At 43.2% G+C, this 14,345-nt stretch carries 10 protein-coding genes; 2 read left to right on the top strand and 8 right to left on the bottom strand.

All coding sequences use genetic code 11. The features are described from left to right. Positions 1-153: 153 nt before the first annotated feature. Together RM544_RS15930 and RM544_RS15925 are read left to right on the top strand one after the other, a co-directional pair. Positions 154-1,065 (top strand): ExeA family protein, encoded by a 912-nt coding sequence (locus tag RM544_RS15930; RefSeq protein WP_311362806.1) that lies wholly within the window; start codon positions 154-156, stop codon positions 1,063-1,065. Further along, positions 1,058-2,149 carry a general secretion pathway protein GspB gene (locus tag RM544_RS15925; protein ID WP_311362805.1) on the top strand — a complete coding sequence of 364 codons (1,092 nt, stop codon included), beginning with the start codon at positions 1,058-1,060 and terminating at the stop codon, positions 2,147-2,149. The genes RM544_RS15930 and RM544_RS15925 overlap by 8 nt, the downstream gene beginning before the upstream one ends. Positions 2,150-2,173: 24 nt before the next feature. Here the strand turns inward: RM544_RS15925 and RM544_RS15920 are convergent, their stop codons facing one another. The 8 genes from RM544_RS15920 to RM544_RS15885 form a co-directional block, all read right to left on the bottom strand. Beyond that, positions 2,174-3,481 carry an HD-GYP domain-containing protein gene (locus RM544_RS15920; RefSeq protein WP_311362804.1) on the bottom strand — a complete coding sequence of 436 codons (1,308 nt, stop codon included), beginning with the start codon at positions 3,479-3,481 and terminating at the stop codon, positions 2,174-2,176. A 146-nt stretch (positions 3,482-3,627) separates the two neighbouring features. Beyond that, on the bottom strand, positions 3,628-4,227 hold the full coding sequence (gene leuD / locus RM544_RS15915; protein ID WP_311362803.1) for a 3-isopropylmalate dehydratase small subunit: 600 nt from the start codon (positions 4,225-4,227) through the stop codon (positions 3,628-3,630). A 24-nt stretch (positions 4,228-4,251) separates the two neighbouring features. After that, positions 4,252-5,652: a 3-isopropylmalate dehydratase large subunit gene (leuC, locus tag RM544_RS15910; protein WP_311362802.1), complete on the bottom strand. Its 1,401-nt coding sequence runs from the start codon at positions 5,650-5,652 to the stop codon at positions 4,252-4,254. A gap of 16 nt (positions 5,653-5,668) precedes the next feature. Further along, positions 5,669-6,757: a 3-isopropylmalate dehydrogenase gene (gene leuB, locus RM544_RS15905; RefSeq protein ID WP_311362801.1), complete on the bottom strand. Its 1,089-nt coding sequence runs from the start codon at positions 6,755-6,757 to the stop codon at positions 5,669-5,671. A 1-nt stretch (position 6,758) separates the two neighbouring features. Continuing rightward, a complete protein-coding gene (gene leuA, locus RM544_RS15900; RefSeq protein ID WP_311362800.1) occupies positions 6,759-8,318 on the bottom strand; it encodes a 2-isopropylmalate synthase in 1,560 nt (519 codons plus the stop codon). A 649-nt stretch (positions 8,319-8,967) separates the two neighbouring features. Beyond that, entirely contained in the window at positions 8,968-11,184 is a 2,217-nt protein-coding gene (locus tag RM544_RS15895) for a malate synthase G (RefSeq protein ID WP_311362799.1), read from the bottom strand. Positions 11,185-11,323: 139 nt separating this feature from the next. Continuing rightward, a complete protein-coding gene (locus tag RM544_RS15890) occupies positions 11,324-12,280 on the bottom strand; it encodes a LysR family transcriptional regulator (RefSeq protein ID WP_311362798.1) in 957 nt (318 codons plus the stop codon). A 266-nt stretch (positions 12,281-12,546) separates the two neighbouring features. Next, positions 12,547-14,148, bottom strand: coding sequence for an isocitrate lyase (locus RM544_RS15885; RefSeq protein ID WP_311362797.1), 1,602 nt, complete (start codon positions 14,146-14,148; stop codon positions 12,547-12,549). Positions 14,149-14,345 lie beyond the last annotated feature (197 nt).

Here is a 14,345-nt window from a genome sequence, read left to right as displayed (position 1 = left end):
TGCTTTGGAGTATGTTTGTTTATAAATTCCTCTCAAGTGTCATTATTTGTGAATTTGAGGATGTAAATGGAGACACAATATGCGCCTAGTCGTTGACTTAAAAACCAAAGCTCGTTAGTTTATCTGCAGGATAATTATCAAAGCGCAGAAAACGTGTATTTAAGCTACTTCGGGTTATCGGACAACCCTTTTTCAATTGCTCCAAATCCCAAATATTTATTTATGAGCCCGAGGCATCGGGAGGCTCTCGCACACCTGACGTTCGGCTTGAAAGAGTCGGGTGGTTTTGTGATGCTGACTGGGGAAGTTGGTACCGGTAAAACGACGGTGTCTCGAAAGCTATTACAAGATCTATCTGATGATACGCAAACGGCGGTCATTCTTAACCCAACATTGTCCGCTTTGGAGCTGTTGGCCACAGTCTGCGACGAACTTGGTATAAGCTATACTGAACAAACGACAAGTTTGAAGACGTTCACTGATAAAATACTGCAAAAATTAGCTGATAATCATAACAAAGGCGTGAATACGGTTCTGATCATTGATGAAGCTCAGCATTTAATGCCGGAAGTATTAGAGCAATTACGTTTGTTGACTAATCTTGAAACGACTCGTGAAAAGCTCCTCAAAGTGGTACTTATAGGCCAACCAGAATTACAGCAACTCTTACGAAGAAATGAATTGCGTCAATTGGCACAGCGTGTCACCGCTCGTTATCACCTATTGCCACTAACAAAGGCTGAGGTCGCACTATATGTAGCTCACAGGTTGCAAGTGGCCAATGGCAACCCAAGTATTTTCACATCGACTTCCTTAAATACCCTGTTTGCTATTAGCGGTGGCATCCCTCGTGTAATCAACTTATTGTGCGATAGGGCTATGAGTCTGGCTTACACACTACAGAAACCCATTATTAATCATCAGTTAGTGATCGCGGCAAGTCATCAAGTATTGGGTGAAGATATTGTAGAACAAGGCCAGAAAGAAATGTGGAAGCGCATCTTCGTCACAGGTTTTGTCGCCTCTATTGTCTTAGGTGCTGTGGTGGGAGGTCTTTATGCATAAGGTGTATTCCATTTCAGAATTGCAGCCAGGAATGATGGTAAGCAAGGTTGTCACGCAAAATGGCCCAGTGAAAATTCGAAAAGTGGGTATGATCCGTTCCCCTGAAATGATTAAAGGGCTTAAAGAAATGGGGGTCTCTGAGCTTGAAGTCGACTTAGAGCAAAGTATCGGTATAGATAATCCTGACATTGCAGAAGACGAAAAGCCGACAATTACGCCGACGCAACAATTACTGCGAGATGAACGACAAACAGCTCAAGCCAATCCAGATTCAAGTCAGCATTATCATCGCTCATTGTTCATGCCATCGGTCGAAACATTGCCGAGCCCGTGGCGTTTATATGGTAAGAATGTTTCGATTCTCATGTTGCTAATTGTTGGTGGAATTTGTTTAGGCTGGAATATTGCGCATATCGGGCAATGGATCTCGCTTGCGCAAACGAAAGACTATGTTCGGGTGGATGTACCAAATATACCCTTTACACCTATTGCGGCTAAAGAACGAGAATCCAAGGGCAAGGCGCAATCCGACATTGAGCCAAGTGATGTTCAAACAGCTGCAAACAAAGCAAACATGCAAGATAATGCTGATGAGCTTGCTAGCGCAGCCATGGCTGAAGAGCCTCCGCCAATGATACTTGGCTATCGTCCGGAACAAGATTTAGACAGTAATGACTTACAAGACCTAGCCTCCAGTGATGCAGGTGAGATACTAGCTCAACCAAGTGCCGACAGACCTGTTGAAGTATCCTCTGATTTATTGAAGAGGGTAAACTCAGCTATTGTGGAAATAGACAAAGCGCCTGACGATAACGATGTGAGCAGTGAGTTGCCGGATTATTCCGATCTTCCTCGCATTGACCAATTATCCATTGCAATGCAAACAGAAATACCTTCGATGCAATTTAGTGCGCACTTTTATTCTTCACAAAGAGTAAACCGTTGGGTAAGAGTCAATGGTCGTAAGCTTGTTGAAGGCGACTTTATCGCAGAAGAATTGCAGATAATCAACATTGAACCACAAACAGTTATCTTGTCATTCAAGGATGAGGTGTTTACGATGAATGCAATGACTGATTGGTAAAACGAACGGTAGTTAAATCAGGAATTACGAAGCTTCTGGCATAAACGCTTTTTTAAAGAATTTACTTAGCTTCATACTGAATTCTTCGGGCCTCACTCCTGCAACGATGGCATCGTCCGCTCTACTCAAATCTAAGCGCACGATTTCTGTATGTAATTGCGTTTGTAAGCTATAGAATACCATTACTACAGGTTCAAGTGGATGCGCGACCTGTCGTTGACTAACAATGGCTAGCTTCTGACTTTCAAGTTGAACGAGTGAACCAACGGGGTGTAGGCCAATCGCATTGATAAATTCCATGACCAAGTCGCGGTCAAGTGTTTCATCTTTTTCAAGCTTCAGTAAGGCAATGGATGCATTATCAGAGCGCTTGTAACCTCGATTTGAGATCATTGCATCATAACTATCTACAATAGACGCCATTTGGGCATATAAACTGATATCGGAGGCTGTTTTCGCTTTCGGGTAACCACTGCCGTTGACACGCTCATGATGATTAGCAATTACGTCTAGGACGATCGGAGCGACGTCATCTAAACGCTCCACGAGTTCGATGCCAATATCTACATGACTGCGGATTACGGTCCAATCTGCTTCACTGAAGTCGTCTGTTTTGCCCAGTAATTCACGGGGCAGGGTTGCCATACCAATGTCCATCAATAAACCAGCCATGGTAAGGTCTTCAACTTCGGCCTGTGACAAACCTTTGTACTTTGCAAAAACAGCTAACAGAATTGAACAATTAATTGCATGTTCAACCAGATAGTCATCAGAATCTTTCAGCATAATTAAGCAGGATAGGGCGTCTACATTATCGAACACCGAATCAATAATATCTTGGGACAGATTATTGAGTTCCTGCACATTTGGCGCTGCCCCGCTGCGAAGTTTATTTACAAATTCTTGTTGAACGTTCTTTGCCTGGCCATATAGCTTGTCTGCTTTAGCCAAGGCAGCTTGATGAGCCTCTGCAGCGATGGCTTTTTCTGTTATATGTGCTTCGTTGTCATGTACTAGTGTGGGGTTGTCATTTGAGATATCAGCGGGCGCATTAATGTTTTCACTGTGCGCAGCATCCTCAATTACGTTAGATGAGGGCTGAATTTGAGGCGCAGGTTCTGGAACCTTTTCCTCTGACGCTATAGGGATTTCTATTTTTGACTTATCTATGTTTATTTCGAGCTCTAATATCCCTTTTTTGGTGAGGGCATCAACAATGGCCTGAGTCTTTATCAGGCCTCTGCTTTTTATCCGAACGTTACCTTTTTGCTTGACGACGTTTTCGACGTACATGCCAATGGTAAGTTCAGTAATGGGGATAGACTTAATCATAAAATACTAGTTAGCTCGACAATGGTGACAAATAGTAAAGTAATCCAAAAAATTAGTCCGTAGTATACACATCATATGACTGAACTATCGCAAAACATGCAGATAATTTAAGGTATTCACATTTATATATGAGTATAAATAATGTTTTATAACCAAGCGCTTCTTTTGTTTTCAAAAGCCTTTATCGAGGCGTCAAACTCCAAAGTTTGACCAATTGCATCTAAGCCTTTGATCATGTTTTGTTTATGGTGCTCAGCAATATCAAAGTGGAACTCCTCACTACCAGCCATAACTTTTTGTGCCGGCAAATCAATATGAAACTCAATAGTAGCGTCTTCGTGAACCAGATTAAACAAGCTATCCATTTGTTCACTTGATAACGTTATCGGCAGCAATTGGTTATTTATGCAGTTTCCATAAAAAATATCTGCGAAGCTGGTCGCTATAATACATTTAAAGCCAAAGTCAGCGAGTGCCCAGGGAGCGTGTTCACGGCTTGAACCACAACCGAAATTTTCTCGTGAAAGAAGCACACTTGCACCTTGATACTCAGCTTTATTTAAGGCGAACTCAGGGTTGGGGTCTTGTTCGTGTAAATCTAAATAACGCCAATCATGAAACAAGTGTTTGCCATAGCCGGCACGAGTCACGCCAGTTAAAAACTGCTTTGGAATTATTTGGTCTGTGTCAATATTGGCTTGGTCAAGTGGAGCAGCAGTGCCGCTCAATGTTGTTAATCCTGTCATAGTATTTCTCCGAAGCCTCCCAAGTTATCCTTCAAATTGTCGCGCATCAGCGAAACAACCAGTGATTGCAGCAGTGACTGCCATTTCTGGACTGACCAAGTGCGTTCTTGCACCGCGACCTTGTCGCCCTTCAAAGTTGCGATTACTGGTCGATGCGCAACGATCGCCTGGCTGCAGAATGTCGTCGTTCATGCCCAAACACATGGAACAACCAGGTAGACGCCACTCGAAACCAGCATCAATGAATATTTTATCTAAGGCTTCCTCTTCCGCCTGTTTTTTAACTTCTACTGAACCAGGCACCACAATGGCAGTAATATCGCTTTTGACTTTGCCTTTAGCTGCGAGCTTTGCTGCTGCCCTTAAGTCTTCTATGCGGCTGTTAGTACAAGAGCCAATGAATACATGTGATACTGCCACTTGATCCCATGTTTGACCTGGTGCAAGCCCCATATATTTGAGTGCTTTAATAGCTGATTCTTTTTCAATCGGGTCGCTAAAATCATCCGGTGATGGAATGGCTTGATTGACACCAACAACTTGCCCTGGATTAGTTCCCCAAGTGATTTGTGGTTGAATGTCTTTTGCTTGTAAAGTGACTACCGTATCGAAAATAGCGCCGTCGTCAGAATACAAGGTATTCCAGTAATCAACAGCTGCGTCAAATAGCTCCCCCTTCGGTGCGAACTCTTTGCCTTTCAAATAAGCAATCGTTTTCTCATCTGGAGCAATCAAACCGGCTTTTGCGCCCGCTTCAATGCTCATGTTACAGATAGTCATTCTTTCTTCCATCGATAAGTCACTGATCGCTTGACCTGTATATTCGATGACATGTCCCGTTGCCCCTGCATGGCCAATTTCGCCAATAATCGCAAGAATAATATCTTTAGCTGTGACACCAAGAGGAAGTTTGCCAACGACATCCACTTTCATGCTCCTTGCTTTACTTTGCTTGAGAGTTTGTGTGGCAAGAACATGCTCAACTTGAGATGTACCAATACCAAAAGCTAAGGCGCCAAACGCACCATGAGTTGCAGTATGGCTGTCTCCGCAAACAACAGTCATCCCTGGTTGTATCAAACCGAGTTGCGGCCCAATGACATGCACTATCCCTTGATTCTTATGACCCACAGGATAGAGTTGTATATTGTGTTGTTCGCAATTGATAGCTAATGTTTGTAATTGAAGTTTGTTTTGTGGACCACACGCGTCTAGGGCGAGTGAGCGCGTAGAAATACTGTGATCCATAGTACCGAAAGTAAGGTCTGGACGACGCACTTTACGGTCTTTTTCGTTTAGGCCAGCAAAAGCCTGTGGCGAAGTCACTTCGTGAATTAGGTGTCGGTCGATATACAACAAAGTATCTTCACCAAGCTGTTCAACAACATGATCATTCACTATTTTGTCATAAAGGGTTTGAGCCATGATAATAAGTCCCCTCTTAAGAAATTTGTTGAATAAGGTAAGTGCCAACTTGCTCAGTTGTGCAAGCTTTATCGCGTTGCTCTTTTGGCATCAGTTCGCCAGTTAGCACACCGTCGCTGAGAGTTTTCATCACAGCTGCATCAATAGCATCGGCTGCAGCCTCTTCTCCTAAGCTATAGCGTAACATCATGGAAGCACTTAAAATTTGAGCAATAGGATTGGCTATACCTTTCCCTGCAATGTCTGGCGCTGAACCGCCTGCGGGTTCATACATGCCAAAACCGTCACCGTTGATACTGGCTGACGGAAGCAGTCCCATTGATCCAGTCAGCATAGCGCATTCGTCACTAATAATGTCACCAAATAGGTTAGAACAAAGCATCACATCGAATTGAGCGGGGTCGCACAGTAATTGCATGGTGGCATTGTCGATGTATATATGCTCTAAAGTGACCTCTGTATAGTCTTTAGCAACCTCCTCAACAACTTCGCGCCACAGTCGACTGCAAACCAAAACATTAGCTTTATCAACTGAAGTGACTTTTTTACCGCGCTTCATCGCGGCGTCAAAGGCACTAATAGCGATACGGCGAATTTCACGTTTTGAATAACGCATGGTATCAAAAGCATATTGCTCTTCGCCTTCACCCTCTAAGCCTTTGGGTTGTCCAAAGTAAATACCGGAGGTTAATTCTCTAACAACCAATACGTCAACGCCAGATTGTGCAATGTCTACGCGCAATGGCGACAAGTGAGCTAAACCCTCGTAGATTTTAGCGGGTCTTAAATTACTGAATAGGTCGAAATGGCTCCTAAGCGTTAACAGAGCTGCTCGTTCTGGACGCTTGTCGAGTGGTAATGAATCCCACTTAGGCCCCCCGATAGAGCCGAATAAGATAGCATCAGCTTGCTCACAACCTTTTAAGGTAGATTCCGGTAATGCCTCTCCATGATGATCAATAGCGTAACCGCCGACAGGGTAGACGGTGCGTTCTAATTGAATATCAAATTTACTACAGACTGCATCGAGCACTCTATTTGCTTGATCCATTACTTCTGGGCCAATACCGTCCCCGGGTAACACTGCAATTTGGTATTTGGCCATTCTAAACTCCTGATATTTGTTGTTTTTGTTCGTCAATTTGATCGGCAAGGTGGGTGTTGTTAAGCACAAAAATTAGGGCTCTAACTCCAGATTCAACAATATCAGTTGCAAGTCCAATACCATTAAAACGACGGCCATTATACTCCGCGACCACACTTACTTGGGCCAGGGCATCGGCACCTTCACCTTTCGAATCAAGTTTGAAATCGACGATGTTAATTATTCTATCTTTTACTACGCGCATAATAGCATTATAAGCAGCATCAACAGGACCGTTTCCTGTAGCAGATTCAGTAATACTTTGGTCGCCTACTGACAACTTCACTGTCGCGCTAGGAATAATGTTTCTTCCCGAGTTTGCTTGTAAATATTCCAATTGATAGTGAGCGTGGTCATGTTTCTGCTGGTCGAAAAATAGAAGAGCTTCAAGATCGTAGTCAAACACTTGCCCTTTTTTGTCTGCAAGGCGCAAAAATGCATCGTAAATAGCGTCTAAGTCATATTCATCTGCTTGATAACCGAGTTCGCCTAGACGATGCTTTATGACATGTCGACCTGAGCGAGAGGTCAGGTTTAAATTGTTCTTGTTTATACCAACGCTTTCAGGAGTCATTATTTCGTAAGTATTCTGTCCTTTCAACACACCATCTTGGTGAATACCAGAGGAATGAGAAAAGGCATTAGCCCCAACAATCGCTTTATTAGATTGTACAGGCATGTTGCAAAGGTTGCTTACAAGCTTTGACGCCTTTGATATTTCCTGTGACTGTATGTTGGTTTCAAGGCCTAGCATCGCGTAGCGTGTTTGTAAGATCATAGCAATTTCTTCAAGGGAACAGTTGCCAGCGCGTTCACCGATACCATTGACGGTGCATTCTACTTGACGGGCGCCTTGCTCTACGGCAGCTAAAGAGTTAGCAACAGCAAGGCCAAGGTCATTGTGGCAATGTACTGATATGATAGCTTTGTCGATATTGGGTACACGGTTAAATAAGTTGTGGATAATGCCACCGAACTCACTAGGCGTGGTGTACCCGACCGTGTCTGGGATATTTACCGTGGTAGCACCTGCAGCAATTGCAGCTTCTACCATACGGCAAAGATAATCGATATGAGTTCGCCCAGCATCCTCACAGCTGAACTCGACATCATCAGTGTAGCTTCTAGCATGTTTTATTGCTTTTACAGCCATTTCAACAACTTCATCTTGTGACTTGCGTAGTTTGGTATCTACATGAATGTCGGAGGTAGCAATAAAGGTGTGAATACGAAACTGGTCAGCTATATTCAGTGCTTGGCCGCAAGCGTCGATATCTTTTTCAAGTGCTCGCGATAAGCCACAAACTGTTGCATTTTTTACTTCTTTAGCAATCATACGAACAGATTCGAAATCACCAGGAGAAGAGACAGGAAAGCCTGCCTCTATAATATCCACCCCAAGTTTTTCGAGCATCAGCGCAATCTGTAGTTTATCTCTTTTATTAAGGCTTGCTGGTAATGCTTGCTCACCATCGCGTAATGTTGTGTCAAAGATTTTGACTTGCTTGTTAACACTGCTCATTATTCTTGCCCTTTCATTTGGCGTTACTTGCCGATGTTTTCTTTAGAGATACAAAAAACCCGTGCTTTGCACGGGTTTTTTTAATTTCTTAAACTTATTTACCCGTGCACTATCTTCGCCAGTAGTGATAGCAGCAGAATAGAAATGAGTGAAAATGCATTTTTTGATGATAAAATTTTCATATCTGCGCCTTTTTGGTAGTTTTTATTTCGATATCGTCACTGTACTTCGCCAAAGCAACGGGGTCAACAGCTCAAAGCGAGAATTCTAAAGAAAACTTCGATTTAAATATAAGAAAAAGGTGTGTCTTATAACAGATCCTGCCATTCCTATAACTATGTCATTCCTAAAACTGCGCCATTCCTAAAACTGCGTCATTCCTTAAACTACGTCCACCTAAAACTACGTCACTCCTAAAGCTACGTCCACCTAAAACTACGTCCACCTAAAACTACGTCCACCTAAAACTACGTCCACCTAAAACTAAGTCACTCCTAAAGCTACGTCATTCCTGCGAAGGCAGGAATCTAGGTCCCCGCCTTCGCGGGGAAGACCGGCGGTTAATGCGGTGATGACGGGTAGTTAGGCAGGAATCTAGGTCCCCGCCTGCGCGGGGATGACCAGGGATTAATGCGGGGATGACCGGCGGTTAATGCGCTTTAAGGCTACCTTTCATTTCTTTACGACGCTGATGCAATAGCGGTTCGGTATAGCCTGAAGGTTGCTCTTTACCTAAAAATATCAAATCTTTTGCGGCTTGGAATCCAATAGACTTACCTAAATCTGGCATCATGGGAATGTATTCAGCGTCATTTTGGTTTTGCTCATCTACCAAAACCGCCATTCTTTCGAGTGACTCATTCACTTGCTCAGTAGTTACGATCCCATGGTGTAACCAATTCGCAATATGCTGACTGCTAATGCGTAAAGTGGCGCGATCTTCCATTAAGCCCACATTGTTAATGTCAGGAACTTTTGAGCAACCGATACCTTGATGGACCCAACGTACAACGTATCCCAAAATACCCTGTACATTGTTGTCGAGTTCACGTGTGACTTGTTGTGAACTTAATTGTGCATCTGTTGCCATTAAAGGAATATCGAGTATGGTATCAATGTACTCCAAATGCGTGTTTTTCGTATCTGATTGAATACCTTTCTGAACTTCAAATACATTAATTTGATGATAGTGCAGTGCATGCAACGTTGCTGCGGTGGGCGAAGGTACCCATGCCGTATTTGCTCCGGCTTCAGGGTGGACAGTTTTTGCTTCCATCATATTTGCCATTTGATCTGGAATCGGCCACATGCCTTTACCAATCTGTGCTCTTCCTGATAGTCCAAAATTTAACCCTGTAGCTACGTTGGCTAACTCATATGCGGCAATCCATGGACGAGCTTTAAGCTCTGCTTTCGGCGCAAAACAACCTTTCAGCATGGATGTGTGAATTTCGTCGCCAGTGCGGTCTAAAAAACCAGTATTAATGAACACAACACGTTCGTTTGCGGCATGAATACAGGCAGCTAAATTCAAACTTGTTCGACGCTCTTCGTCCATGATCCCCATTTTAATCGTATTTTTCGGGAGGTTTAGCACTTGCTCTACGCGACCAAACAAAGTGTTAGTAAACGCCACTTCATCGGCACCGTGCATTTTCGGTTTTACAATATATATGCTGCCATGTTGTGAATTTTTGAATGGACTATTTCCTAGAATGTCATGCTTCGCGACTAAGCAGGTAATCATTGCGTCCATGATGCCTTCAGGGATTTCCTCACCATTGAACAAAATCGCATCGTTAGTCATTAAGTGCCCTACGTTTCTAACGAACATTAAGCTGCGACCAGACAATGTGACTTTTTCATTGTTGAGTGAGCGATAGGTGCGATTGTTATTCATCTTACGTGTGAATGTTTGCTCACCTTTATTAACATCAACGCTGAGGTTTCCTTGCATTAATCCCAGCCAATTCTGATATACCAAGGTTTTATCTTCAGCATCTACTGCCGCAACGCTATCCTCGCAATCCATTATGGTGGTTAACGCAGACTCTAATAGCACGTCTTTTAGGCCGCTAGGATCTGTTTTACCAATTGGATGCTGGTTATCAAATTGTAATTCAGCATGTAAACCATTGTGGCAAACTAAGATGCTGTCTGGGTTTAATTTACTGCCAGTGAACCCAATGAGTTGCTCAGGCTCAGCTAGTTGGCTCTGTTCGCCGCTGGCTAAGGTGACGCACAGGGCATCATCACTGAAAGAATACTGTGTAGAACCACTATGTGAGCCGACTTTTAGAGGCAAGATCGTGTCTAAATATTCACGTGCTTTTTGGATAACTTTTGATCCGCGCACGGGATTGTAAGTTTTCCCTGCTTCAGCACCGTCGTCGTTACTAATTACATCTGTACCATAGAGTGCATCGTATAAACTTCCCCAACGCGAATTCACAGCGTTCAGGGCATAACGCGCGTTGTTTATCGGTACAACCAGCTGTGGACCTGCCATTGTTGCAATTTCAGGGTCCACATTACCTGTTTTTATTGCCTCTGCTTTCGGCGCTGCTTTCAAATAACCGATTTCTGTTAGAAATGCTTTATATTCTGTGGGACTAGCATCGCTGTTGCTGGTATGAAACTTATCAATTTGTCGTTGAAGTTCCTCTCTTTCAGCGAGCAAAGCCTTATTCAATGGCATGAGATCGCCTAAAACAGACTCAAAGCCATTCCAGAATGCTTCGGACGATGTTTGTGAGTTTGGCAGTGCGCTACTTTCCACGAAGTCAAGCAGCACCCTGGCGATGGATAATTGCCCTTTTGTCACATAGTCATTGAGTTGCGTTGCTTCTTTAGTTGATAAAGTCATTGTGACAGCCTTCTTTAGTTGGGTGGCTGGAGATGATGTCGACGGCGTCGTTCTCCTTTCTTTTTACCAGTGTAAGGAAAGAAAAGAGTAACTTTTAGTTTATGTAATATATGTTTGCTATAAATATGATGAATGTTGCTTATGTTGGCTCAACTTCATTATTCATTCCATTGGCGACATCGGTGATAAGACGGCGTAACCAAATATGCCCAGCATCATGGTGCAGGAGTGCACTCCAGGCCATTTTTAATGCAATAGGTGGAATATCAAAAGGAGGCTCCACAACCGTAATAGTAGGGTCGTCTTTAAATATTTTTGCTGCTTTACTGGGGAGTGTTGCTATCAAATTTTGCGTTTTAGCTAACTGTAACGCAGCATGGTAGTGGCGAGTAAATACTCGAATATCTCGTTGTTTACCTATCTTAGTTAATTCAGCGTCAACCCAACCCAGTTTTTGAACCTCATTTGGGTCGATGCCCACGCCCACACCAAAACCGGTTTTACTGACCCAAATATGCTGGCCTTTCAAATAAGCGTTTAAATCAAAGTTGTGCTTCATTGGGTGGTCACTACCGATGACGCATGAAAATGAGTCATACCAAATAACTTTCTGGTGAAATGACAATGGCAACTCATCGAAGCGGTTAATAGCCATATCCACTTTACCTTGCTCTACATCGTGGAAAGTCACGTCGCTTGGCGTGATGAGATCAAGGGTAATATTTGGCGCCAAGGTCGCTAGACGACCAATTAGCTCTAGCAGTAAAGTCGATTCGGCATAATCACTGGTCATAATGCGAAAGGTACGTACGCTAGTTTCTGGACTGAATTCAACTTCTGGTTGAATAGATGACTCTAATTTACTGAGAACATCTCTGATCACTGGCTGTAATTCAAGCGCACGTTTGGTTGGGGTCATACCATCACTTGTTCGCACCAAAAGAGGATCTTTAAAAAGATCTCGTAGCCTTTTTAAGCCATTACTCATTGCTGGTTGGGTGATACTCAGTTGATTTGCCGCTTTCGTGACACTGCCTTCTCGTAACAACACATCCAAATATACTAATAGGTTTAAATCAACTTTTGCGATATTCAAAATACTCTTCCATTTCCTATATGAGATGTGATCAGCGCGCTTGCGCTCCACTGCATGAGAGTTTAACAAAACTCAGAGGAGGTAAACACAATTTACTTTGGCTAGTATATAACCATAGCGCGGAGAAAATTGATAATACCTTGGTAGTGTAAGAAGCTAATCACTTGATTTACATCATAGAATTAAGTCGAAATGAAAAAAACGCCCCGAAGGGCGCCTGAACAAGAGTTGGATCATCAAGATAATCTTGATTGTTGTTTTTGATATTAAGTTACAACATCAAACTGGTTCATTGTGTTGTCTTCACCAGAAGCTTTTAAAGCTTGTTCGCCGGAGAAGTATTCTTTGTGAGTGTCACCCAAGTCTGAACCTGCCATCGCTTGGTGTTTAACACAAGCTAAGCCTTGGCGCAGCTCCTGACGTTGCACGCCTTTAACATATGCCAACATTCCTTCTTCACCAAAGTAACCTTTGGCTAGATTGTCCGTAGACAATGCCGCTGTGTGGTAGGTTGGTAATGTAATCAAATGGTGGAAAATACCGGCTTCACGAGCTGCATCTGCTTGGAAGGTACGTACCTTCTCATCCGCTTCAAGTGCAAGTTCTGACTGGTCATAGCTTGCTGACATTAATGCTGAGCGGTCGTAATTACTTAAGTCTTTCCCTTCTTCAGCCCAAGTATCAAATACTTGCTGGCGGAAGTTCAAGGTCCAGTTGAATGAAGGGCTGTTGTTGTAGACTAATTTAGCGTTTGGCGCTTGCTCTCGAATGGCTCTAACCATGTCACCAATTTGACCAACATGAGGCTTCTCGGTCTCTATCCATAGCAAGTCAGCACCGTTTTGTAAGGAGGTTACACAGTCAAGCACTACACGATCGAAGCCAGTGTCGTCTTTAAATTTGTATAAACCGTTCGGTAAGCGTACTGGTTTCACCAACTCACCATTAAGTTTCATCACTGAATCGCCGTTACTTAAATCATCGATTGAATTAACAGGTGTTGTTTCAAGGAAGGCATTATACTGATCTGCTAGATCACCCTCAGACTGTGATACTGGAATTTTTTGTGTCAGGCCTGCACCCAATGAGTCTGTACGAGCTACAATGACTCCGTCATCTACGCCGAGCTCAAGGAAGGCGTAACGCACAGCATTAATTTTAGCTAGAAAATCTTCATGTGGCACAGTTACTTTTCCGTCCTGGTGGCCACATTGCTTAGCGTCAGAAACTTGGTTTTCAATTTGAATGCAGCATGCGCCAGCTTCAATCATTTTCTTAGCAAGTAAATAGGTTGCTTCTTCGTTACCGAAACCGGCGTCGATATCAGCAATGATAGGCACAACATGCGTTTCAAAGTTATCAATTTGAGATTGAATGTCCTTGGTATTGAGTCCTTTTTCGCGAGCATCATCCAACGCATCAAATAACTTACCAAGCTCTCGGGCATCAGCCTGTCTTAAGAACGTATAGAGTTCCTCAATCAAGGCGGGTACTGTTGTTTTTTCATGCATTGATTGGTCTGGAAGAGGACCGAATTCAGAACGAAGCGCAGCAACCATCCAGCCAGACAAATATAAATAGCTCTTGCTCGTTGTGCCTTGGTGCTTTTTCACAGCCAACATTTTTTGTTGACCGATGAAGCCGTGCCAGCAACCGAGTGATTGAGTGTACTTCGAGCTGTCAGCATCGTATTCCGCCATGTCAGCGCGCATAATGCCAGCAGTATATTTGGCTATGTCCAAACCCGTTTTGAATCGATTTTGTGCTTTCATGCGCGCCGCATATTCAGGGCTGATGGCATTCCAAGGTGTCCCTTGTGCATTTTTCAATTCAGTCATTGCTGCTAAGTCTTGTTGATACTGTGACATCTTGTATTCCTCTTGTTGTGCTACCTGCGTTGTTGCGAGTGAGCAGATATTTAATGTTAGTTTCGCTGCTTATTGCGAACGCTGTCATTCATTTCTAATTATTTGGCAAAAATGGTTGTTTGCATTTTTGCTAGCGACGCATTCATCCTATGCTGCAATTGTGAATAAAAAAACAGTATGAAAATGATTCTCGGTAT

The organism is Brumicola blandensis (assembly GCF_031846165.1).
Taxonomy (GTDB): domain Bacteria; phylum Pseudomonadota; class Gammaproteobacteria; order Enterobacterales; family Alteromonadaceae; genus Glaciecola; species Glaciecola blandensis.
This window is presented reverse-complemented; position numbering and strand designations above follow the sequence as displayed.